We start from the raw sequence: 22,053 nt of genomic DNA on the forward strand, positions 1-22,053 counted from the left end.
CCGGCCGTAGCGGCGGGTCAGTCGAGATAGCCGCGCAGCTGGTCGGCGTAGGCATGGTCCCGCAGCTTGTTGAGGGTCTTGGACTCGATCTGGCGGATGCGTTCGCGCGTCACGCCGAAGAGCTGTCCGATCTCCTCCAGGGTGCGGGGCCTGCCGTCGTCCAGGCCGTAGCGCAACTGCACGACCTTGCGCTCGCGTTCGCCGAGGGTGGAGAGCACCGCCTCCAGGTGCTGGCGCAGCAGCAGGAAGGCCGCGGACTCGACGGGGGAGGCGGCGTCGCCGTCCTCGATGAGGTCGCCGAGGGCGACGTCGTCCTCCTCGCCGACGGGCGCGTGCAGCGAGACGGGTTCCTGGGCGAGCCGCAGCACCTCGCCGACCCGTTCGGGGGCGAGGTCGAGCTGGGCGGCGACCTCTTCGGCGGTGGGTTCGTAGCCGCGTTCCTGGAGCATCCGGCGCTGCACCCGGATGACCCGGTTGATGAGTTCGACGACATGGACCGGGACCCGGATGGTGCGGGCCTGGTCGGCGAGGGCCCGGGACATCGCCTGCCGGATCCACCAGGTGGCGTACGTCGAGAACTTGTAGCCGCGCGCGTAGTCGAACTTCTCGACCGCCCTGATCAGGCCGAGGTTGCCCTCCTGGACCAGGTCGAGCATGGTCAGGCCGCGGCCCACGTACCGTTTCGCGACGGAGACGACGAGCCGCAGATTGGCCTCGATGAGCCGGCGCTTGGCGATCCGGCCGAGCACCACGATCCGGTCCAGGTCGTGCGCCAACTGGCTGTCGAGATCAGGGGTGCTGGTCAGCTTCTCCTCGGCGAACAGACCGGCCTCGACGCGCCGGGCCAGCTCGACCTCCTCGGCGGCGGTGAGCAGCGGCACCCGGCCTATCTCCCGCAGGTACTGCCGGAAGAGGTCGGACGAGGGCCCGTTCCCGCCGGGATCGGGCTTGCCGCGCCGCGCGGCGGCCCGCACGGGTTCCGGTTCCGGGTCCGGTTCCTGCTCGGCTTCGGCCAACGGCTCGACGTCCGGTTCGGCTTCGTCCGGTTCGGCTTCGTCCTCGACGGCGACGAGCTCGACCGGCGGGGGTTCCTGGGACTCCCGGGACGCGGGAACGGTCTGGGTCTGCACGGGGGGCGACCTCCAGGGCGGGTGATCGCTGCCGGTTCGGGGGCGTACGGGCAGCGGGACGGCACCGTCACCCAGTGTGGGGCACGAGCGCCAGCCGCCACGAGGGGCGTGCGGCGACTTTTTGAGTTCGGTACGTGACCGGCCGGTTACCCGGCGAACGCACGGCCGACGGACGCCCGGCCGGGGCGCGACCGGGGCACGTGCGGTGGCGCGGGCGAGGCGTGGACGGTCAGAGCGCCGCCGCGCCGTGGTTCTTCAGGGACTGGCCGTACTGGGTGAGGACCCAGAGCTCTTCCTGGAGCGCCGCGTGCTGCTGCGGGTCGCCGTTGTGGCCGAGCCGGGCCAGGGCGCCCTGGACGTCACGGATCCGGCGGTCGACGGCGCGCAGCCGTACGGTCACCAGCTGGTCGCCCGCGTACGCCTCGTCGACGTTCTTCGCGAAGATCGTCTCGACGGCGAGTTCGGTGACGAGGGCGCGCACGGTGTCGTCGGGGGCGGCCTCGCGGACCGCGTCGAGGTAGTCGGCGGGGGCCCCGGTGGCGCCGCCCGCGGCCTGGACGCACTGGCGGACGGCCGCGTAGGGCGGGGCGGTGAACTCGTCGATGCCGTAGGCGTCGAAGGCCGGGGAGACCAGCGCCGGGTACTGCAGGGCGAGCTTGAGGAGTTCGCGTTCGGTGCGGTGGGCGGGGCTGCGCAGGTTGAGCGCGGGGCCCGCCGGGCCGCTGGGGGCCTGGATGTCGTACGAGGAGCGCTGGGCGCCGCGGCCGGCCCCGGCGGACCGGTCGTCGCCGTGGCCCGGGCCCTGGCCCTTGCCGCCGCCGCGCTGCCAGCGGGCGACCTGGGCGACCCGGCGCACCACGAACTGGGTGTCGAGGATGCCGAGCATCCCGGCGAGCTGCACGGCGACCTCGTGCTGGGAGGCCACGTTCTTGATCCGGGCGACGATCGGCGCGGCCTCGTCGAGGGCGGCGGCCCGGCCGGAGGGGATCTCCAGGTCGTAGCGGCGGACGATCTGGCGCAGCGCGAACTCGAACAGCGGGACGCGCGGCTCGACCAGCTCGGCGACGGCCTGGTCGCCCTTGGCGAGCCGTAGTTCGCAGGGGTCCATGCCGTCGGGGGCGATGGCGATGTAGGTCTCGGCGGCGAACTTCTGGTCGTCCTCGAAGGCGCGAAGGGCGGCCTTCTGCCCGGCGGCGTCGCCGTCGAAGGTGAAGATCACCCGGGCCGAGCCGTTGTCCATCAGGAGGCGGCGCAGGATCTTGATGTGGTCGCCGCCGAAGGCGGTGCCGCAGGTGGCGATGGCGGTGGTGACACCGGCCAGGTGGCAGGCCATGACGTCGGTGTAGCCCTCGACCACGACGGCCCGGCTGACCTTGGCGATGTCCTTCTTCGCCAGGTCGACGCCGTAGAGCACCTGGGACTTCTTGTAGATCGGCGTCTCGGGCGTGTTCAGGTACTTGGGCCCGTTGTCGTCGTCGCGGAGCTTGCGCGCGCCGAAGCCGACGACGTCGCCGCCGACGTCCCTGATCGGCCACATCAGACGGCCGCGGAAGCGGTCGATGGGGCCGCGGCGGCCCTCCTGGGAGAGCCCGGAGAGGGTCAGCTCGCGGTCGGTGAAGCCCTTGCCGCGCAGGAAGCGGGTGAGGTGGTCCCAGCCCGCCGGGGAGTAGCCGACGCCGAAGTGCTCGGCGGCGGCCTGGTCGAAGCCGCGCTCGGCGAGGAACGTGCGGCCGATCTCGGCCTCGGCGGAGCCGAGTTGCTCGGCGTAGTACTGGGCGGCGATCTTGTGCGCCTCGACCAGCCGGGTGCGCTCGCCGCGCTGGTGGCCGGGGTTGTAGCCACCCTCCTCGTAACGCAGCGTGATGCCCGCGCGGGCGGCGAGCCGCTCGACCGTCTCCGAGAAGGAGAGGTGGTCGATCTTCATCACGAAGGCGATGGTGTCGCCGCCCTCCTGGCAGCCGAAGCAGTGGAACAGACCCTTGCTGGGGCTGACCTGGAAGGAGGGCGACTTCTCGTCGTGGAAGGGGCAGAGGCCCTTGAGGTTCCCGCCGCCCGCGTTGCGGAGCTGGAGGTACTCGGACACGACGGCGTCGATCGGGACCGCGTCCCGTACCGCCTTCACGTCCTCATCGTTGATCCTGCCTGCCACGCATGAATGATACGGGGGCGGGCGGGGAACCCGGGCTCAGGCAAGCAGCTCGTCGAGCGGCACCGAGGGGTCCGCGAGCCGGTCCTGGTCCACCTGGGCACGGGACCGGATCAGCCGCTGGATCGGATCTGTGACGTCCCACACATTCACGTTCATGCCGGCGATCACCCGGCCCTCCTTCAGCCAGAAGGCGATGAACTCGCGCTTCCCGGCGTCGCCGCGCACCACCACCTGGTCGTACGAGCCGGGCGGCGCCCAGCCCGAGTACTCCATGCCCAGGTCGTACTGGTCGGAGAAGAAGTAGGGGACGCGGTCGTAGGACACGTTCCGGCCGAGCATGGCGCGGGCGGCGGCCGGGCCGCCGTTCAGCGCGTTCGCCCAGTGCTCGACGCGGATGCGGTGGTGCAGGAACGGGTGGTGGGCGGCGGCCACGTCACCGGCCGCGAAGATGTCGGGGTCGGAGCTGCGCAGCGACTCGTCGACGGCGATGCCGCCGCCGTCGGCCCGGTCGACCAGGGCGAGCCCGGCGTTCTCGGCGAGGACCGTGCGCGGGGCGGCGCCGATCGAGACGAGCACGGCGTGCGCCGGGTGCTCCTCGCCGTCGTCGGTGCGGACCGCGAGGACCATGCCGTCCTGGCCGGTGATCTCGGTGAGCCGGGCGCCGAAGTGGAAGCGGACGCCGTGCTCGGCGTGCAGATCGGCGAAGAGCTGGCCGAGTTCGGGCCCGAGGACGTTGTGCAGCGGGGTCGGCTCGCTCTCGATGACGGTGACCTCGGCGCCGTACGAGCGGGCCGCGGCGGCCACCTCAAGACCGATCCAGCCGCCGCCCGCGATCACCAGGTGGCCGTTGTCCCGGCCGAGGGCGGTCAGCTCGTGGCGCAGCCGGTCGGAGTGGGCGAGCCGCCGCAGGTGGTGCACCCCGGCCAGGCCGGTGCCGGGGACGTCCAGGCGGCGCGGCTCGGCGCCGGTGGCGAGGAGCAGCTTGTCGTAGCGGATGACGGTGCCGTCGCCGAGCCGGACGGTGCGGGCGTCGCGGTCGATGGCGGTGACGGTCTGGCCGAGGTGGAGTTCGACGTCGTGCTGGGCGTACCAGGCGGGTTCGTGCACGAAGACCGAATCGCGGTCGTCCTTGCCGAGGAGGTAGCCCTTGGAGAGCGGGGGGCGTTCGTAGGGATGCTCGCGTTCGTCGCCGACGAGGATCACCCGGCCGTTGAAGCCCTCGTCGCGCAGCGTCTCCGCCGCCTTGGCCCCGGCCAGGCCACCGCCGACGATGACAAAGGTCTGATCTGCGTCGACCACGTTGATTCCTCCTCGTTGCGCCCGGTTCCCTACGCTACGCCCCCGGGCGCGGCCGGGACCGCACCCGCTCGGGACGTGGATGCGAGGGTCCCGCACCGGCCGGAAAGGCGAAAGGGGGCGAACGGCCCCCGCCGGGCGCCCCTCCCCGTCATGAACTGCGCGGCGGGCGGAGCCTGGTGTGCAGGGCGCGGGCGGACGCGTCGGTGAGGGACGCGATCTGATCGACGATCACCCGCTTGCGGGAACGCTCGTCGGGCGCGCTGACGAACATGGACCGGAACTGGGGTTCGAGCCCTTCGGGGGCGCGGGCGGTCAGCGCCTCGGCCAGCTCGGCGAGCACGATCCGCTGGTCGGCGCGGAGCGCCTCCTGCTCGGCGCGCTGCATCACGTACCGGTCGGCGACGGCCTTGAGGACCGCGCACTCGTTGCGGGTCTCGCGGGGCACGACCAGCTCGGCGCCGTAGCGGGTGAGCCGGCCGGTGCCGTACGCCTGCCGGGTGGCGCCCTCGGCGGCGAGGCAGAAGCGGCCGATGAGCTGGCTGGTGGCGTCCTTGAGGCGGGCCTGGGCGACGGCGGAGCCGTCGTAGCCGTGCGGCCACCAGTCCTGGTCGAGCAGCCGGTCGAGGGCGTCGGCGAGCTCCTGCGGGTCGGTGTCCTCCGGTACGTAGCGGCCGCGGGCCACGTCCCAGATGTCGGCCCGCTCGGGCTCGGCGAGCAGCAGGTTGGGGTCGATGTGCCCGGCGTGCAGGCCGTCCTCGATGTCGTGCACCGAGTAGGCCACGTCGTCGGACCAGTCCATGACCTGGGCCTCGAAGCACTTGCGGTGGGTGGGGGCGCCCTGCCGGACCCAGGCGAAGACCGGCAGGTCGTCCTCGTACACGCCGAACTTCGGCGAGCCGGGGTCGGTGGGGTGCTCGCCGCGGGTCCAGGGGTACTTGGTGGCGGCGTCGAGCGCGGCCCTGGTCAGGTTGAGCCCGACGCTGACGGGCTCGCCGGTGGCCGGGTCGGCGACGAACCGCTTGGGCTCGATGCGGGTGAGCAGCCGCAGCGACTGGGCGTTGCCCTCGAAGCCGCCGCAGTCCTTGGCGAAGTCGTTGAGCGCCTGCTCGCCGTTGTGCCCGAACGGCGGGTGGCCCATGTCGTGGGCGAGACAGGCGGCCTCCACGAGGTCGGGGTCGCAGCCGAGGGCGGCGCCGAGCTCGCGGCCGACCTGGGCGCATTCCAGGGAGTGGGTGAGCCGGGTGCGGGGGCTCGCGTCCCAGGCGTGGCTGCGGGTGCCGGGGGTGACGACCTGGGTCTTCCCGGCGAGTCTGCGCAGCGCGGCGGAGTGCAGGACGCGCGCCCGGTCGCGCTGGAAGGCGGTGCGGCCGGGCCGTTTGTCGGGCTCGGCGGCCCAGCGCTCGATGTCGTGCGCGTCGTAGCCGGGGGTGCCCCCGAGGGGGGCGGTCCCGAGAGGGGTGCTCCCGAGGTCGGTGGGTGTGGTGCCGGTGGGTGTGGTGCCGGTGGTGTCCGCGAAGCCTTCCATGCACCGAAGGTAACGGGCGGGACGGACAAAGGGATCGGACGGAAGGGATCAGACGGCGGCGAGTTGCCGCCGGGGCACCTGGGTGACGGCCTGGTCGTAGCGCCGCAGCAGCAGCCGGGCCAGGGCCGGGTGGGCGCCGAGCGGGGCGGCGGCGAGCCAGGGGGCGTGGGCGGCGGCGCGGGCGGCGAAGAGCCCGGGCGCGGTGAAGCAGGAGGCGACCGCGATCCGGTGGCGGCCCCGGGCGGCGAGCGCCCGGACCGCGTCGGGGACGGTGGGCGCGGCGGCGGAGGCGTACCCGGGCAGCACCGGCACCCCGCCGAGGCGTTCACCGAGCCGGGCGGCGATCCGGCGGACGCAGCGGACCGACTCGGGGTCCCGCGACCCGGCGGCGGCGAGCACCACGCCGGTGGTGGCCGATGCCCCGTCGGCGGCCGTCCAGCCCGCCTCGGCGAGCCGGTCGGCGAGCGCCTCGATCAGCAGCGGGTGCGGGCCGAGCGGCGCGGCGACGGTCGCCCGGAGGGCGGGGGCGGCGGCGAGTGCGGCGGGCAGGTCGTGCTTGACGTGGTGGCCGGGGGCGAACAGCAGCGGGACGAGGACGGCGGCGCGGCCCGGGCCGGTGCCGGTGCCGGTGCCCGGGCCCGTGCCGAGGGTGGCGAGGGTGTCGGCGAGCAGCGGCGCGCTGTGCTCGATGTGCGCGAGCCGCACGGTCAGTCCGGGCCGCAGCTCGCGGACCCGGTCGAGCAGCGTCGCCAGGGCGGCGGCGGCCCGGGGGTCGCGGCTGCCGTGGCCGACGGCTATCAGGTCGGGGGCGTGGGCGTCGGTGCGGGTGCTGCCGGTGAGGCGGGTCATGGGGTGATCGTGCCGAGGGCGCGTTGCCGCGCGGTTTCGCCGGGGTCACGGGTGGTTGCGGCGGGCTCACCGGGGGGTGGGGCGCGGTGTCAGGGCGTGGGCGCGGGCTCTGGCGGTGGGTGGGTCCGGGGGCCGGGGCCTCCGGTCAGCTCGCCAGCCAGACCCGCAGCGGGCCGATCGGCTCGAAGCCCACCGCGCACGCGGCGGCCAGGTCGTCGCCCGACTCGTAGCCGACGACCGGGAGTCCGGGGTCGGCGGCGGCGAGGGCGCCCGCCCAGGCGTAGGCGGGCGGCACGTCGTCGACGGTGAAGAGGTTGGACACTCCGGTGACGCCCGCCGAGACGGTGAGGACGGCACCGCCCAGGACCCGTCCTGCGACGTCGTAGCCGCCGACGACGGTGGTCGTCGGGTCGTCGAGGAGCCCGGGGCGGAACAGTTCGGCCTCCTCGGCGTCGCCGTCGCTCCAGGCCAGTGCCCAGGCGGCGAGGGCGGCCGGGGTGTCGACCGTGCGGTGTCCCGCCGTGACGGGCAGGCCGGGGCCGCCGGGGGCGAGGGCGATCCACTGCGCCTCGAACAGCGTCCGGAAGCCCGCGCCGGTCAGGTCGAGGCGGGCGTGGCTGTCCTTCACGGAGGCGCCGGGCGACACGTCGATCCCGGCGAGCACGTCCGCCGCCCCGGCGTCCTCGGTCAGGGTGACGGCGTCCGGGTAGTAGAGCGGGGTGCGGCGGGAGTTGGTCCAGGCGCGCGGGCCGAAGGCGCCGGGCAGGCCGTGGGTGCGGCACAGGGTGTCGCACCAGTCGGCGTTGTTGCGGACGGCGGCGGCGAGAACGGCGGCTTCGGTGATCACCTGCGGAGCATAGACGGCACGGATCCTTCCCTCCCCTCTTCTTTCATTCCGAATCACGGAATATCTTTTCCGCTATGAGAATGTCCCCCGTGCCGCTCCCCCGGCGCGCTCTCGCCGAGTTCACCGGCACCGCCGCGCTCGTCGCCGTCGTCGTCGGATCCGGCATCCGCGCCGACGCCCTCAGCCAGGACCTCGGCGTCCGGCTGATCGCCAACGCCGCCGCCTCCGCGCTCGGCCTCGGCCTGCTGATCGCGCTGATCGGCCCGCTGTCCGGCGCCCACTTCAACCCGGTCGTCACGCTCTCCGAGTGGTGGACCGCCCGTTCCCGGGGCGGCGCCAGGGCCGCCGCCGTCTATGTCGTCGCCCAGCTGGGCGGCGCCGTCGCGGGCGCCCTGTTCGCCGAGGCGATGTTCGGCCGGATGCCCGGCGCGGACCTGGCCACCGAGCAGCGGGCCGAACCCCATCTGCTGCTCGGCGAGGCGGTGGCCGCCGCGGGGCTCGTCCTGGTCGTGCGGGGCCTGAACCGGATCGGCCGCCCCGGGCTCGCGCCGGTCGCCGTCGCCGGATACATCGGCGCCGCCATCTGGTTCACCTCCTCCGGCTCGTTCGCCAACCCGGCGGCCACCGTGGGGCGTTCGCTCACCGACTCCTTCACCGGCATCGCCCCCGGCTCGGTCCCCGCGTTCGCCGCCGCCCAGCTCCTCGGCATGCTGCTCGGCATGGGCCTGGCGGGCCTGCTTTACGGGACGGGGCCCGGGTCCGGAACCGGATCTGGAGCAGAGGATTCCGTACCCGGCGAACCGAAACCGGCCGATTCGCGTCGAACAGGGTGACCGGCCCGACCGCACCCCGCACGACATCCCCGGAGGTACCCGCATGCGCGGCGTCCGCCTGCCCCGCCGCCTGCCCCGGCCACCGCGCCCGGCCCGGCTGCTCCCGCGCACCACGCGGGGCCGCCGCCGTGCCGTCCAGGCCGTGATGCTCGGGGCGGTGCTCGCGCTCGCGCCCGCCACCTGGATGCACGCGGTCGCCGCCGACCGGCTCCGCGCCCCGGCCGAGGTGCCCGCGCAGGACGTCGCCATGGTCTTCGGCGCCGGACTGTGGAAGGGCCGCCCCACCCCGTACCTCGCGCACCGGCTCGACGCCGCCGCCGAGCTCTACCGCACCGGCAAGGTCAAGGTCCTCCTGGTCACCGGCGACAACAGCCGCACCGAGTACGACGAGCCGAGCGCCATGCGCGCCTATCTGACGGCCCGGGGCGTCCCCGGCGACAAGGTGGTCAGCGACTACGCGGGCTTCGACACCTGGGACAGCTGCGTCCGGGCCAAGAAGATCTTCGGGGTGGACCGGGCGGTGCTCGTCACCCAGGACTTCCACATCAAGCGGGCGGTCGCGCTGTGCGGGGCGGCGGGCGTCGAGTCGTACGGCGTCGGGGTCCCCGAACCGCACGACGCCACCTGGTACTACGGCACCACCCGCGAGCTGGCCGCCGCCGGGAAGGCCGCCCTCGACGCGGCCCTGCGGCCCGACCCGCACTTCCTCGGCGACCGCGAGGACGGCGTGGCGAAGGCCCTGGCCGCACCCGCACCCGCGGCCAAGCCCTGAGTCCGAGGTCCTGAGCCCGAGGCCCTGAGCCCGGCCGCCGGGCCGGGTACGGCGCACCCTCACCCCGCGCCCTCACCCGGCACCCGGGCCCGGCCTGAGCACCCGGCACCCGCGCCGTAATGCGCGGCGACCCCGCCCGTAACACGTCCGCCGCATCCTCGGACCATGTCCGAGGCCACCGCCACAACCCCCGCCGCAGGCGCCGCCACCCCCGGGGCGACCGCCACCCACTGCCCGTACTGCGCCCTGCAGTGCGGCATGAACCTGCGGGTCACGAGAGACGGCGGGGGCCCCTCCGGCATCCCGCTCGAAGTCGTCGAGCGGCCCGACTTCCCGGTGAACCGGGGCGCGCTGTGCGGCAAGGGCCGCACCGCGCCCGCCGTGCTCGCCACCGGGGTCCGGCTCACCGAGCCGCTGGTGCGGCGGCCCGGCTCCGGCGCCCTCGAGCCCGCGAGCTGGGCCGAGGCGCTGGCCGTCGTCGCCGACGGGCTGCGCGGCACCCGGGCCGCGCACGGCGCCGACGCCGTCGGGGTGTTCGGCGGCGGCGGGCTGACCAACGAGAAGGCGTACGCGCTCGGCAAGTTCGCCCGGCTCGTCCTCGGCACCTCGCAGATCGACTACAACGGCCGCTTCTGCATGTCCTCGGCCGCCGCCGCCCACCAGCGGGCCTTCGGGCTCGACCGTGGCCTGCCGTTCCCGCTGGCGGACGTGGCCCGCAGCGGCTGCGTCATCCTCGTCGGCTCCAACCTCGCCGAGACCATGCCGCCCGCCCTGCGGTACCTCACCGAGCTGAAGGAGAACGGCGGCCGGCTGATCGTCGTCGACCCGCGCCGCACCCGGACCGCCGAGCACGCCGACCTCCATCTCGCCCCGCGCCCCGGCACCGACCTCGCGCTCGCCCTCGGGCTGCTTCACCTGGTGGTCGCCGAGGGCCGGGTCGACGAGGAGTTCGTCGCCGCCCGCACCACCGGCTGGGCCGCCGCCCGGGCCGCGGCGATGGCGCACTGGCCCGAGCAGGTGGAGCGGATCACCGGCGTGCCCGTGCCCCAGCTCCGTGAGGCGGTACGGCTGTTCGCCGACGCCGGGAGCGGCATGGTGCTCACCGCGCGCGGCCCCGAGCAGCAGTCCAAGGGCACCGACACGGTCGGCGCCTGGATCAACCTGTGCCTGGCGACGGGCCACGCGGGCCGCCCGTACAGCGGCTACGGCTGTCTCACCGGCCAGGGCAACGGACAGGGCGGCCGGGAGCACGGCCAGAAGGCCGACCAGCTGCCCGGCTACCGCAAGCTCGCCGACCCGGCCGCCCGCGCGCACGTCGCCGGGGTCTGGGGCGTCGACCCCGACAGCCTGCCGGGCCCGGGGCGCAGCGCGTACGAGCTCCTCGACGCGCTCGGCACCGATGTGCGGGCGCTGCTCCTGATGGGTTCCAACCCGGTGGTGTCCGCGCCCCGGGCCGCCCACATCGAGCGGCGGCTGCGCTCCCTGGACTTCCTCGCCGTCGCCGATGTCGTGCTGTCCGAGACGGCCGAACTCGCCGACGTGGTGCTGCCGGTGACCCAGTGGGCCGAGGAGACCGGCACCATGACCAATCTGGAGGGCCGGGTGCTGCTGCGGCGCCGGGCGGTCGACCCGCCGCCGGGGGTGCGCGGCGACCTGGCGGTGCTGCACGATCTCGCGGCGCTGCTCGGCTGGGAGAAGGGCTTCCCGACCGACCCCGAGGAGGTGTTCGCCGAGCTGCGGCGGGCCTCGGCGGGCGGACCCGCCGACTACGCGGGCATCGACTACCGGCGGATCGAGCGGGAGCAGGGCGTGTTCTGGCCGTGCCCGGACCCCGGTCCTGGCGAGCCGCCGCACCCGGGCACCCCCCGGCTGTTCCTCGACCGGTTCGCGACGGACGACGGGCGGGCCAGGTTCGTGCCGGTGACCCACCGGGCGGCGGCCGAGGAGACCGACAGCGCGTATCCGGTGGTGCTGACCACCGGGCGGGTCGTCGCCCAGTACCAGTCGGGCGCGCAGACCCGGCGGGTCGCCGAACTGACCGCCGCCGCGCCAGGCCCGTTCGTGGAGCTGCACCCGCGGCTCGCCGAGCGGATCGGGGTCGCGGAGGGCGAGCCGGTCGCGGTGGTGTCGCGGCGCGGCCGCGCGGTCGCCCCGGCCCGGATCACCACCTCGATCCGGCCGGACACCGTCTTCATGCCGTTCCACTGGCCGGGCGAGGGCCGCGCCAACACCCTGACCAATCCGGCGCTCGACCCGGTCTCCCGGATGCCGGAGTTCAAGGTGTGCGCGGTGCGGTTGGAGCGGGCGGCGGGGCCGGAGCACGCGGCGGATCCCGCTACCCCGGCCGCCCCGGCCGCCCCGATGCCCCCGGCCGCCCCGGCTACCCCGTCCGCTCCGGCCGCGTGAACCAGTCGCCGCCCTCGATCGGCGGCCCGAGCGGCGCGCCGGGCGCCGCCAGATACACCCAGGCGGCGGTGCTTGCCGCGTCCCGCTCCCGTACGACGTCGAGCGCGACCCGCCGGTATCCGGCGGGCAGCTCCAACCGGTCCAGCATGCCGAGCAGTTCATCGTGGCCGCCGGGCGCGGCGGTCAGCAGGGTGCCGGTGATCCTGCCCGTGCCGGGGACGGCGTACGGATAGCCGGGCCCGTCCCGCAGCTCGGCACCGGTGAGGGTCGCGGCCTCCTCGGCGGCGGTGCGCCCGGCGAGGAAGCGGTCGTGGTTGTACGCGCCGGGCCGCAGCGTCCCGTACACGAAGAACGGCAGCTCGGGAGCGGCGTCCGGCCGGGTGCTCACGGCCCGGTCGGCGGCGGGGCGGCGGTCTCCTGCTCCACCCAGCGCGCGTAGGCGGCGCCGACCCTGGCGGCCTGGGTGGCGACGATCTCGGGCGTCTCGTAGTCGTGCGCCGCGAGCAGATACGCCTCCAGGTCCGGGTACCGCGCCTCGGTGGTCTTGAGGACGACCTGCCACTCCTCGGTGGTCTCGATCGCCCCTTTCCAGTGGTAGACCGACGTGACCGGTCCGACGATCTGCCCGCAGGCGGCGGCCCTGGCCTCGACGGCGCCGCGCGCCAGGGCCTCGGCCTTGGCGCGCGCGTCGGTGGTGGTGACAACGGAGAGGATCACCCGGTCACGGTACCGAACCGGGGCGGGTTCTCCGGGTCACGCGGACACGCCCTGGGCCGCGTGCAGCCGGGCGTAGACGCCGTCGCTCGCGAGGAGTTCCGCGTGGGTGCCCCGTTCGGCGAGGGCGCCGTGGTCCATCACGAGGATCAGGTCGGCGTCCCTGATGGTGGACAGCCGGTGGGCGATGACGAAGGTGGTCCTGCCGTGCGCGAGCCGGGCCATCGCCCGCTGGATCAGCACCTCGGTGCGGGTGTCGACCGAACTGGTCGCCTCGTCGAGCACCAGGATGTCCGGATCGGCGAGGAACGCCCGGGCCAGGGTGAGGAGTTGGCGCTCGCCCGCGCTGAGCCCGGCGCCGTCCTCGGCGAGCACGGTGTCGTACCCGTCGGGCAGGGTCCGGACGAAGCGGTCGGCGTGCGCGGCCCGGGCGGCGCGCTCGATCTCGGCGCGGGTGACCTCGCGGGTCGTGCCGTACGCGATGTTCTCGGCGATGGTGCCGCCGAACAGCCAGGTGTCCTGGAGCACCATGCCGATCCGGGAGCGGACGGCGGCCCGGGGGACGGTCGCGATGTCGGTGCCGTCGAGGGTGATCCGGCCGCCGTCGACCTCGTAGAAGCGCAGGAGCAGATTGACCAGGGTGGTCTTGCCCGCGCCGGTGGGCCCGACGATGGCGACCTTCCGGCCCGGCTCGACGGTCAGCGACAGGTCGTCGATGAGCGGCTTGTCGGGGGCGTAGCGGAAGGAGACGTTCTCGAAGGCGACCCGCCCGGGGGACGGAGCAGTGGCCGGAGCGTTAGCCGGAGCGGTGACCGGACCGGTGGCCGGGCCGCGCCCCATGACGTCCTGCTCCGGGTCGGGCGCCTCCGGGTCCGGTGTCTCCTCGTCCGCGTCGAGCAGCGCGAACACCCGCTCGGCGGAGGCCACCCCGGACTGGAGCAGGTTGGCCATGGCGGCGACCTGCGTGACCGGTCCGTTGAACTCGTACGAGTACTGGATGAACGCCTGCACATCGCCGACGGTCAGCGTGCCGCTCGCGACCCGCAGCCCGCCGGCCACGGCGACGACCACATAGGTGAGGTTGCCGACCAGGGTGAGCGCCGGCTGGATGAAGCCCGAGATGAACTGGGCACGGAAGCTCGCCCGGTACAGCCGCTCGCCGAGCGCGTCGAAGCGCTCGACGGCCTCGGCGCGGCGGCCGAAGGCGACCACCTCCGCATGGCCGGTGATCATCTCCTCGACGTGTCCGTTGAGCCGCCCGGTCACCGCCCACTGCTTCACGAACTGCGGCTGGGCGCGGCGCCCGACGTACGCGGCGACGCCGACCGACAGCGGCACGGTGCCGAGCACGATCAGGGCGAGCGTCGGCGAGATCCAGAACATCATCGCGAGCACGCCGACGAGCGTGAGCAGCGCCCGGATCATCTGGCTGAGCGCCTGCTGGAGGGTGGTGACGACGTTGTCGATGTCGTTGGTGGTACGGGAGAGCAGTTCGCCGCGCGACTGCCGGTCGACGTACGACAGCGGCAGCCGGGACAGTTTGCCCTGGGCGCGGGCGCGCAGCCGGTGTCCGGCGCGCTGGACGACGGCGGTGGCGAGCCGCTGCTGGAGCCAGGTGAGCCCGGCGGCCCCGGCGACGAGCGCGGCGGAGAGCGCGAGGGCCCGGCCGACGGCGCCGAAGTCGACCCCGGCGGGGGTGCGGGCGCCGGAGACGACGAGGTCGGTGGCGTGGCCGAGGATCTTCGGGGAGAGCACGGAGAGGGTGACGGCGAGGACGGCGGCACCGGCCACGCCGAGCAGCAGCGGCCGGTCGGGGCCGAGGGTGCGCAGCAGCCGCAGGCCCGAGGCGCGGAAGTGCAGCGAGCGTTCGAGGGCGGGGCCGCCGCCGGGGCCGCGCTCGGCGGCGGGCGGGCCGAGCCGGGCGGGGGCGGCCGGGACGTGCCGCGTGTCGGGGGTGCCGGGCCGCTTGGCCTCGGGCTCGGGCTCGGGTGCGGTGCCGGTGGTGGGCTCGGCGCCGGTGGTGGGCTCGGCGCCGGTGGTCGTGGTGCCGGTGGTGCCGGTGGTGGTCGTGGTGCCGGTGGTGGGCGCGGTGCTGCTCACGCGGCGGCCTCCTGGGTGAGCGGGGACTGGGTGAGCGGGGACTGGGAGCGGACGATCTCCTGGTAGGTGGGGTTGGCGGCGAGGAGTTCGTCGTGGCTGCCGCTGCCGACGACCCGGCCGCCTTCGAGGACGACGATCCGGTCCGCGTCGCGGATGGTGGCGACCCGCTGGGCCACGATGACGACGGTGGCGTCGGTGGTCTCGGCGGCGAGGGCGGCCCGCAGCCGGGCGTCGGTGCTGGAGTCGAGGGCGGAGAAGGAGTCGTCGAAGAGGTAGATCCGGGGCCGGGCGACGAGGACCCGGGCGATGGCGAGGCGCTGGCGCTGTCCGCCGGAGAAGTTGCCGCCGCCCTGCTGGACGGGGGCGTCGAGCCCCTCGGGCAGCGCGCGGACGAAGTCGGCGGCCTGGGCGGTCTCCAGGGCCCGCCACAGTTCCTCGTCGGTGGCGTCGGGCCGCCCGTACCGGAGGTTGCCGCCGACGGTGCCGGAGAAGAGGTACGGCCGCTGCGGGACGAATCCGACGGTACGGGCGAGCAGCGCCGGGTCCAGGTCGCGGACGTCGGTGCCGCCGATCGCGACCCGGCCGCCGGTGGTGTCGTACAGCCGGGGCACCAGGCCGAGCAGGGTGGACTTGCCGCTGCCGGTGGAGCCGATGACGGCGGTGGTGCGGCCGGGGCGGGCGGTGAGGGTGATGCCGGAGAGGACGGGTTCCTCGGCGCCGGGGTAGCGGAAGCCGACGCCGGTCAGATCGAGCCGCCCGGGGTCGGCGGCGGGCGGCCGGGGGTGCGCGGGCGGGGTCACGGAGGGGGTGGTGTCGAGGAGTTCGCGGACGCGTTCGGCGCTGACCTCGGCGCGCGGCATGTGCAGGAAGAGGAAGGTCACCATCATCACGGACATGGAGATCTGGAGCAGATAGCCGAGGAAGGCGATGAGTCCGCCGGGCTGCAGCGCGCCGGAGTCGATGCGGTGGGCGCCGACCAGGACGATGGCGACGGCGGCGAGCTCCCAGACGAGCAGCACGACGGGGAACATGACGGCCTGGAGGCGTCCGGCGCGCAGCCCGACGTCGAGCAGACCGTCGTTGGCGGCGCCGAAGCGGCGCTGTTCATGGGCGTCGCGGACGAAGGCGCGGACCACCCGGATGCCGGTGATCTGCTCCCGCAGCAGCCGGTTGACCTGGTCGACGCGCCGCTGCATGCCCCGGAACAGCGGCCGCATCCGCAGCACCACGGCGCCGACGGAGAGCGCCATCACGGGGACGAACAGGAGCAGCACGAGCGAGAGCGGCAGGTCCTGGCGCAGGGCCAGGACCAGTCCGCCGACGCAGAGCAGGGGTGCGGCGACCAGCATCGTGAGGACGAGGACGGTGAAGGTCTGGATCTGCTGGATGTCGTTGGTGGTGCGGGTGACGAGCGAGGCGGCGCCGAAGCGGCCGGTCTCGTGGGCGGAGAAGCCCTGGACCCGGCGGAAGGTCTCGGAGCGCAGATCGCGGGCGACGCCCATGGCGATCCGCGCGCCGAGGTAGGTGGCGGCCGCCGCTGCGGCGGCCTGGAGCAGGGTGATCCCGAGCATCAGGCCGCCGCCGGAGAGCACGCGGCCGGTGTCGCCGCGCAGCACCCCCTGGTCGATGACTCCGGCGTTGAGGGTGGGCAGGGCGAGGGAGGCGAGGGTCTGGACGAGCTGGAGCAGGACGAGGAGGGCGAGCCGCGGCCGGTGGGGACCGAGCCGGGCGACGACGAGGCGGAGCAGCATGGCGGGTGTACCCCCTGGGCGCGCGGGTGGTGGGCGGCGGGTCCGGACGGGCGGGTGGTCGGGTGACGGGCGGGGAGGCCGGAGCGGCGCCGGCGACGCCGATGGCGCCGGCACCACCGCCGGCCGGCTCCGGCTTGGTCCGCTCCGATCCGATCCGGACCGAACCGGACCGGACCGGACCGGTCAACCGGCGTACGGATGGGTGGACTTGGCACTGCGCAGGGCGTGCCCCCACCAGCCGAGCTGGTCGAGCAGGGACTTGGCGGCGCCGTCGGGTCCGGTCGGGTCGAGGGGGTTGCCGTCGTCGCCGAAGCGGCCGTGGGCGCCGTGGAAGGAGACCGTGTCGCGGACCGTGACGGCGTGCATCTCGGCGTACACCTGCCGGAGTTGCTCGACGGCGCGCAGGCCGCCGGAGACGCCGCCGTAGGAGACGAAGCCGACCGGCTTGGCCTGCCACTCCTTGAAGTGCCAGTCGATCAGGGACTTGAGGGCGGCGGGGAAGGAGTGGTTGTACTCGGGGGTGATGACGACGAAGGCGTCGGCGGCGTCGAGGACCGGGGCGACCTTGGCGAGTTCGGCCTGGACGGCGGGGCTCGGCGTGTGCGAGAGGGCGGAGGGCAGGTCGACCTCGGCGAGGTCGACGATACGGGTGGTGAAGTCGTCGCGCTCGGCGGTGCGGGCGGTGAACCAGTCGGCGACGACGGGCGCGAAGCGGCCCTCGCGGTTGCTGGCGACGATGACGACGAGGTTCAGCGGGTTCGTGGTGTCCATGGCGAGAAGCTTGATTCCTCAAGCATGGTTGAGGTCAACCCCCTTCGATCGCGAGTTCTCCGCCACATACGGTGACCCTCATGACGACGCCTCCGACGCCTCCGATGCCCGCCACGCCGCCGACGCCCCCGACGCCCGCCGCTCCTGGCCCGGACCGGGAGGTGGCCCTCCACCTGTCCGTCGACGGCGCGCCCGTCGGCGACCCGGCCCTGCTCGCCACCCTGATGAGCGGCTACGGCCACTTCACCGCGATGCAGGTGCGCGACGGCCGGGTGCGCGGGCTCGGCCTGCACCTGGAGCGGCTCGACCGCGCCACCCATGAGCTCTTCGGCCGCGGCCTGCCCGGCGAGCGGGTGCGCGCGGAGCTCACCGGGGCCCTCGCGGCGGCGGGGCGACGGGACGCGGCGGCGCGGGTGTACGTGTACGGGGCGGGCGGCGGGCCCGGCGAGGGCGAGGTCAGGACCGTGGTGACGGTACGGCCCGGGGCCCCGGACGACCGGGCGCCGCGCGCCCTGAAGTCGGTGGACTACTGGCGGCCCGCCGCCCACATCAAGCACCTGGGCGGCTTCGGCCAGGCGTTCCACGGCGAGGCGGCCCGCAGCGCGGGCTTCGACGAGGCCCTGCTGACCGGCGGCCCCGACGCCGAGGTCGCGGAGGGCGCGGTCACCAACGTGGCCTTCTGGGACGGCACTTCGGTGATCTGGCCGACGGCGCCGCACCTCACCGGCATCACGATGGCGCTGGTCGCCCCGCTGCTGCCCTCGGTGTCCCGGAAGGTCACCCTGGCGGACGTGCCCGGGTTCCGTTCGGCCTTCGTGACGAACTCGCGCGGGATCGCGCCGGTGTCGCGGATCGACGACGTCGAGCTGATGGTGGACGAGGAACTGATGGCGCGGGTGTGGGCGGCGTACGAGGGAGCGACCTGGGACGTCCTGTAGGCGCCAGGGGGGCAGGGCCCGACGGACGGCGGACGACGGACCTACGGGTCGGGCACACGCGGCCCGGGGGCGCGGCCGGGCGGCCGGCCCACCGAGCTACCGGACGGGCGGCCCACCGAGCTACCGGACGGGGGGCCCGGCGAGCGGCCGGACGGGGGCCCGGCGAGCGACCGGGTGAGCGGCCTCACCCGTTCGGCACGGACCGTCAGCTGACGCCTCGAAACCCACCCTGACCTGCGAAAACGATCCGCAGCCAGGTGACGCGCCGTCCCGGACGGAGCAATTCTGATGGGACATCAGCAGGCGGGCGGGCCCGGCGGGCATTTATCTCGGTCCTACGGAAGCCCCTTTCCGGACGACCTACCGCGCGCCACGGAGGCCCCATGCGCCGCACCCCTGTCCCCGCCCTCCCGCTGCTCGCCGGCGCCGCGATCACGACCGTCGCCCTCGGCGTGCTCGCCGCCCCCCTGGCGTACGCGAACAACAACTCCGAGTCCCTGGAGATCTTCCCCTCCTCCGCGGACCCGGGGACCACCGTCACCGTGAACACCCTCGCCTGCGGCTCCCACGGCCACGGCGTCGGCGACGCGAACGCGCTCGGCGCGGGCGACTTCCAGCTCAATCCGAGCACGCACAAGGAGGTCGTGGTCGGCCAGTTCACGGTGCCGCACCACGCCAAGGCGGGCACCTACTGGATCAGTGTGGCCTGCGACAACGGCCGGACCGCGCGCGGCGAGCTGGTGGTCAAGCACCGCAACCCCAGCGGCCATGTGCAGACCGGCGTCGGGGGCAGCGTGACCCCCGACCACACCCAGGTCGCGGCGGGCGCGGCGGTGCTGGCCGCAGCCGCCGTCGGCGGTACCTGGCTCCTGCGCCGCCGGGCGAGCGGCGCGCAGGGCGGCTGAGCGTACCGCCACTCGTCCTGCCCCCGCCGCGCGCCCGCTGACGGCCCGGCGGGGGCAGGACCACCTTCCCGTACCGAAGAGGCAGGTCCCGTGAGCAACAGCAGCAAGGGCTGGGGCATAGCGATCGCCGCCTGCGTGGGCCTGTGGATGATCCAGAACGGCTCCGGCGAGGTGACCCCGCCGGTGCCGTCGGCGGCCCAGGCGTTCGCGGCCGGTCCGAGCGTGCACACCGAGGCGGCCGCCGACCCGCTGCCGCCCGCCGCGCCGGTCCGGCTGCGGATCCCCGAGATCGACGTCGACACCCCGGTGATGGGCCTCGGCCTCGGCCCGGGCGGCGCCCTCGACGTGCCTCCGGCGGCCGACCGGAACATGGCCGGCTGGTACCGGGACGGCACCGGCCCGGGCGCGAAGGGCACGGCGATCGTGGCGGGCCACGTCGACAACGCGCGGGGCCCGGCCGTCTTCTACGCGCTCGGCGCGCTGAAGAAGGGCCACCGGATCGAGGTGGACCGCCAGGACGGCCGTACCGCCGTGTTCACGATCGACGCGGTCGAGGTCTACGACAAGGACGCGTTCCCGGACGCCAAGGTGTACGGCGAGGCGGACCGCGCGGAGATCCGGGTGATCACCTGCGGCGGCGCCTTCTCCCGGAAGTCGGGCGGCTACCAGGGCAATGTGGTGGCGTTCGGCCACCTGATCGGAGTGAAGGGCGTCTAGGCCGGGCGTCCAGACCGTGGCCCGTACGGGCCCAGGGGACGCCGCCTCACGCCCACTGGTCGAAGGCGAGCTTCGCGACCAGCGAGAACACGACCACCAGCAGCACCCCGCGGACGAACTCCGAGCCCCTGCGCAGTGCCATCCGGGCGCCCAGCGTGCCGCCCACCAGGTTGAAGACGGCCATCGTGCCCGCGAGGGCCCACAGCACATGGCCCTGGTAGGCGAACATGGCGAGCGCGCCCGCGTTGGTGCAGACGTTGACGATCTTGGCGGTGGCGGAGGCGGTCACCAGGTCGAGATGGAGCACGGCGGTGAGCGCGAGCACCAGGAAGGTGCCGGTGCCGGGGCCGAAGAGTCCGTCGTACAGGCCGATGCCGCCGCCGACCACGACGATCGCGGTGACCACCCGGGCGCGGGTGAGCGGCGGCCGCTCGGTGCCCTCCGCGCGGGCGCCGAAGGACGGCCGGAGCAGCACGAACGCGGCCACGCCGAGCAGCACGACCATGATGACCGGGCGCAGCACCTCGTTGCTGATCCCGGCGGCGAAGAACGCCCCGCCCATCGACCCGGCGAGCGCGGCGAGTCCGATCCTGACCGCCATGCCGACCTGTACGGGCGCCTTGCGCACATAGGTGACGGCGGCGCCGGAGGTGCCGACGATGGCCACGGCCTTGTTGGTGGCGAGGATCTGCGCGGCGGGCAGCTGCGGCAGGCCGAGCAGCAGCGCGGGCAGCAGGAGCAGCCCGCCGCCCCCGACCACGGCGTCGATCCAGCCGGCGGCGAGCGCGGCGACGCAGAGCAGCGCGAGAGTGGTCAGGGATATGTCAGGCATGCGGGTGAGCCTAGAGGGCGGATGCGTGTGCCCTCCATCGATTCCCGGCGGTCTTGAGCAAGCCCAGAGCTTCCGGCCGCGCGCCCACCCTCACGGCCCGCCCTCACCGTGCGCCCTCACCGTGCGCCCTCACAGCCCGCCCCGCCGTCCGTGAGATCAGCGTTCCGCGCGGGAAACAACCGGGTTCCCGGCGGGTAACACCCGCCGCGCACGCTTCCCCCATGAGTACACGGATCGTGGTGGTCGGCGGCGGCACGGCGGGCGCCCGGCTCGCCCAGCGCCTGCCGGTCACGCTCCTCGGCGAGGAGCCGCACGCCCCGTACAACCGGCTGCTGCTCGCGGACGTGCTGGCCGGGCGGTACGGCCCCGAGGTCATCGCGCTGCCCGCGCCGTGCGAGCCCGCCCGGCTCGGCGTCCGCGCGGTGCGCGTCGACCGGGCGGCCCGCCTCGTCGAGTGCGCGGACGGCTCCCTCGTCCCGTACGACCGGCTGGTCCTGGCGACCGGCGCGGCCCCCGTGCTGCCCCCACTGCGTGGCCTGCGGGGCCCGCGCGGCACCGAGCCGCCCACCGGCGTGCACGCCTTCCGCACCCTCGACGACTGCCTGGCGCTGCGCGCCCTGGTCCGGCCCGGGGTGCCCGCGGTGGTCATCGGCGGCGGCCTGCTCGGTGTCTCGGCCGCCCGCGCCCTCGCCGCGGCGGGCGCCGAGGTGGTCCTCGCCCAGCAGGGCGAACACCTGATGGAACGCCAGCTCGACCCCACCTCGGCCGCCCTCCTCCTGTCCCATCTGCGGGACCTGGGCGTGGAGGTGCACACCGAGTGCCGGGTGAGCGGCCTGCGCTCGGAGTCCGGCGCGGTGACGGCCGTCGAACTGGCCGACGGCTTCGTCCTCGACGCCCGGCTCGTGGTCCTGGCCTGCGGCGTCCGCCCCCGGGTGGCGCTGGCCAGGGACGCGGGCCTGGCGCTGCGCACGGGCATCGTGGTGGACGACGAGCTGCGCACCTCCGACCCGCGGATCCACGCGATCGGCGACTGCGCGGAACACCGCGGCCAGGTCTACGGCCTGGCGACCCCGGCCCTTGACCAGGCGGACGTCCTCACGGAGCTCCTCCTGACGGACCTCCCCCACCTCAAGGACCATCTGCCCACCCCCGGCCACGTGCCCGTCCACCCCGACCAGCCCCCCACCTTCTCCCTCCCCGACCCCCCGACGCCGCCGGAGCCCACCCACCCCGACCACGTCCTCACCCCCTCCCACCCCCCGGTGGCGAGCGCCCCCCGCACCCATCCACCCACCACCCCGCTCGTCGGCGGGCGGACGACTGAAGACCGTCCGGGGGCCGGGGTCGGAGCGTGTGGGTCGTCCGGACGTAAAGCGCCGGAACGCGCGCGGAGCGCGGTGGAGGCGCAGTCCGGACGATCCGCACCGGAGACCCCGGGGGGGGGGGGGGGGGGGGGGGCGCGCCCCCCCCCCCCCCCCCCCCCCCCCCCCCCCCCCCCCCCCCCCCCCCCCCCCC

The 22,053-nt window shown here is 74.8% G+C and carries 19 protein-coding genes; 7 read left to right on the top strand and 12 right to left on the bottom strand.

The annotated features are described in order from the left end of the window. Positions 1-17: 17 nt before the first annotated feature. The 6 genes from ACIPXM_RS12490 to ACIPXM_RS12515 all read right to left on the bottom strand — a co-directional run bounded on the left by ACIPXM_RS12490 (position 18) and on the right by ACIPXM_RS12515 (position 7,799). Positions 18-1,184 (bottom strand): RNA polymerase sigma factor, encoded by a 1,167-nt coding sequence (locus tag ACIPXM_RS12490; RefSeq protein ID WP_401654819.1) that lies wholly within the window; start codon positions 1,182-1,184, stop codon positions 18-20. Positions 1,185-1,359: 175 nt separating this feature from the next. Beyond that, positions 1,360-3,279 (bottom strand): DNA primase, encoded by a 1,920-nt coding sequence (dnaG, locus tag ACIPXM_RS12495; protein WP_401654758.1) that lies wholly within the window; start codon positions 3,277-3,279, stop codon positions 1,360-1,362. Positions 3,280-3,315: 36 nt separating this feature from the next. Then, positions 3,316-4,578, bottom strand: a complete 1,263-nt coding sequence (locus ACIPXM_RS12500; RefSeq protein WP_401654759.1) for an NAD(P)/FAD-dependent oxidoreductase — start codon at positions 4,576-4,578, stop codon at positions 3,316-3,318. Between the two features lie 148 nt (positions 4,579-4,726). Beyond that, positions 4,727-6,103, bottom strand: coding sequence for a deoxyguanosinetriphosphate triphosphohydrolase (locus ACIPXM_RS12505; RefSeq protein ID WP_401654760.1), 1,377 nt, complete (start codon positions 6,101-6,103; stop codon positions 4,727-4,729). Between the two features lie 48 nt (positions 6,104-6,151). Next, positions 6,152-6,952, bottom strand: a complete 801-nt coding sequence (locus ACIPXM_RS12510; RefSeq protein WP_401654761.1) for a sirohydrochlorin chelatase — start codon at positions 6,950-6,952, stop codon at positions 6,152-6,154. Positions 6,953-7,097: 145 nt separating this feature from the next. Beyond that, positions 7,098-7,799, bottom strand: a complete 702-nt coding sequence (locus tag ACIPXM_RS12515; RefSeq protein WP_401654762.1) for a hypothetical protein — start codon at positions 7,797-7,799, stop codon at positions 7,098-7,100. A gap of 74 nt (positions 7,800-7,873) precedes the next feature. Between ACIPXM_RS12515 and ACIPXM_RS12520 the strand changes: the two genes are divergently transcribed. The 3 genes from ACIPXM_RS12520 (at position 7,874) to ACIPXM_RS12530 (ending at position 11,810) form a co-directional block, all read left to right on the top strand. Beyond that, positions 7,874-8,632, top strand: a complete 759-nt coding sequence (locus tag ACIPXM_RS12520) for an aquaporin (RefSeq protein WP_401654763.1) — start codon at positions 7,874-7,876, stop codon at positions 8,630-8,632. 43 nt (positions 8,633-8,675) lie between these two features. Continuing rightward, the gene (locus ACIPXM_RS12525) at positions 8,676-9,404 is read left to right on the top strand and encodes a vancomycin high temperature exclusion protein (protein WP_401654764.1); all 729 of its coding nucleotides are present in this window, start codon (positions 8,676-8,678) and stop codon (positions 9,402-9,404) included. A 165-nt stretch (positions 9,405-9,569) separates the two neighbouring features. Then, positions 9,570-11,810 (top strand): molybdopterin oxidoreductase family protein, encoded by a 2,241-nt coding sequence (locus ACIPXM_RS12530; protein ID WP_401654766.1) that lies wholly within the window; start codon positions 9,570-9,572, stop codon positions 11,808-11,810. On the opposite strand, the gene ACIPXM_RS12535 is transcribed toward ACIPXM_RS12530, so the two are convergent. The 5 genes from ACIPXM_RS12535 to ACIPXM_RS12555 form a co-directional block, all read right to left on the bottom strand. Further along, positions 11,785-12,198: a gamma-glutamylcyclotransferase family protein gene (locus ACIPXM_RS12535; RefSeq protein ID WP_401654767.1), complete on the bottom strand. Its 414-nt coding sequence runs from the start codon at positions 12,196-12,198 to the stop codon at positions 11,785-11,787. The genes ACIPXM_RS12530 and ACIPXM_RS12535 overlap by 26 nt on opposite strands. Beyond that, a complete protein-coding gene (cutA, locus tag ACIPXM_RS12540) occupies positions 12,195-12,527 on the bottom strand; it encodes a divalent-cation tolerance protein CutA (protein WP_401654768.1) in 333 nt (110 codons plus the stop codon). The genes ACIPXM_RS12535 and cutA overlap by 4 nt, the downstream gene beginning before the upstream one ends. Positions 12,528-12,563: 36 nt before the next feature. After that, entirely contained in the window at positions 12,564-14,384 is a 1,821-nt protein-coding gene (locus ACIPXM_RS12545) for an ABC transporter ATP-binding protein (protein WP_401654820.1), read from the bottom strand. Positions 14,385-14,620: 236 nt separating this feature from the next. Beyond that, complete coding sequence (locus ACIPXM_RS12550) at positions 14,621-16,375, bottom strand: ABC transporter ATP-binding protein (RefSeq protein ID WP_401654769.1); 1,755 nt, start codon at positions 16,373-16,375, stop codon at positions 14,621-14,623. Between the two features lie 183 nt (positions 16,376-16,558). Next, positions 16,559-17,146 carry an NADPH-dependent FMN reductase gene (locus ACIPXM_RS12555; protein ID WP_401654770.1) on the bottom strand — a complete coding sequence of 196 codons (588 nt, stop codon included), beginning with the start codon at positions 17,144-17,146 and terminating at the stop codon, positions 16,559-16,561. An 80-nt stretch (positions 17,147-17,226) separates the two neighbouring features. Between ACIPXM_RS12555 and ACIPXM_RS12560 the strand changes: the two genes are divergently transcribed. From ACIPXM_RS12560 to ACIPXM_RS12570, 3 genes are all read left to right on the top strand, one after another. Continuing rightward, positions 17,227-18,084: an aminotransferase class IV gene (locus ACIPXM_RS12560; RefSeq protein WP_401654771.1), complete on the top strand. Its 858-nt coding sequence runs from the start codon at positions 17,227-17,229 to the stop codon at positions 18,082-18,084. 383 nt (positions 18,085-18,467) lie between these two features. Next, positions 18,468-18,989 (top strand): hypothetical protein, encoded by a 522-nt coding sequence (locus tag ACIPXM_RS12565; RefSeq protein ID WP_401654772.1) that lies wholly within the window; start codon positions 18,468-18,470, stop codon positions 18,987-18,989. Between the two features lie 90 nt (positions 18,990-19,079). Then, positions 19,080-19,706, top strand: a complete 627-nt coding sequence (locus ACIPXM_RS12570) for a class F sortase (RefSeq protein ID WP_401654773.1) — start codon at positions 19,080-19,082, stop codon at positions 19,704-19,706. 46 nt (positions 19,707-19,752) lie between these two features. On the opposite strand, the gene ACIPXM_RS12575 is transcribed toward ACIPXM_RS12570, so the two are convergent. Continuing rightward, positions 19,753-20,538 (bottom strand): sulfite exporter TauE/SafE family protein, encoded by a 786-nt coding sequence (locus tag ACIPXM_RS12575; protein ID WP_401654774.1) that lies wholly within the window; start codon positions 20,536-20,538, stop codon positions 19,753-19,755. A gap of 221 nt (positions 20,539-20,759) precedes the next feature. Here ACIPXM_RS12575 and ACIPXM_RS12580 point away from each other — a divergent pair. Further along, the coding region (locus tag ACIPXM_RS12580; protein WP_401654775.1) for an NAD(P)/FAD-dependent oxidoreductase at positions 20,760-22,053 on the top strand (1,294 nt) is incomplete at its 3' end.

Origin of the sequence: Streptomyces sp. NPDC090025 (genome assembly GCF_044748125.1) — a bacterium.
In the GTDB taxonomy this organism is placed as follows: domain Bacteria; phylum Actinomycetota; class Actinomycetes; order Streptomycetales; family Streptomycetaceae; genus Streptomyces.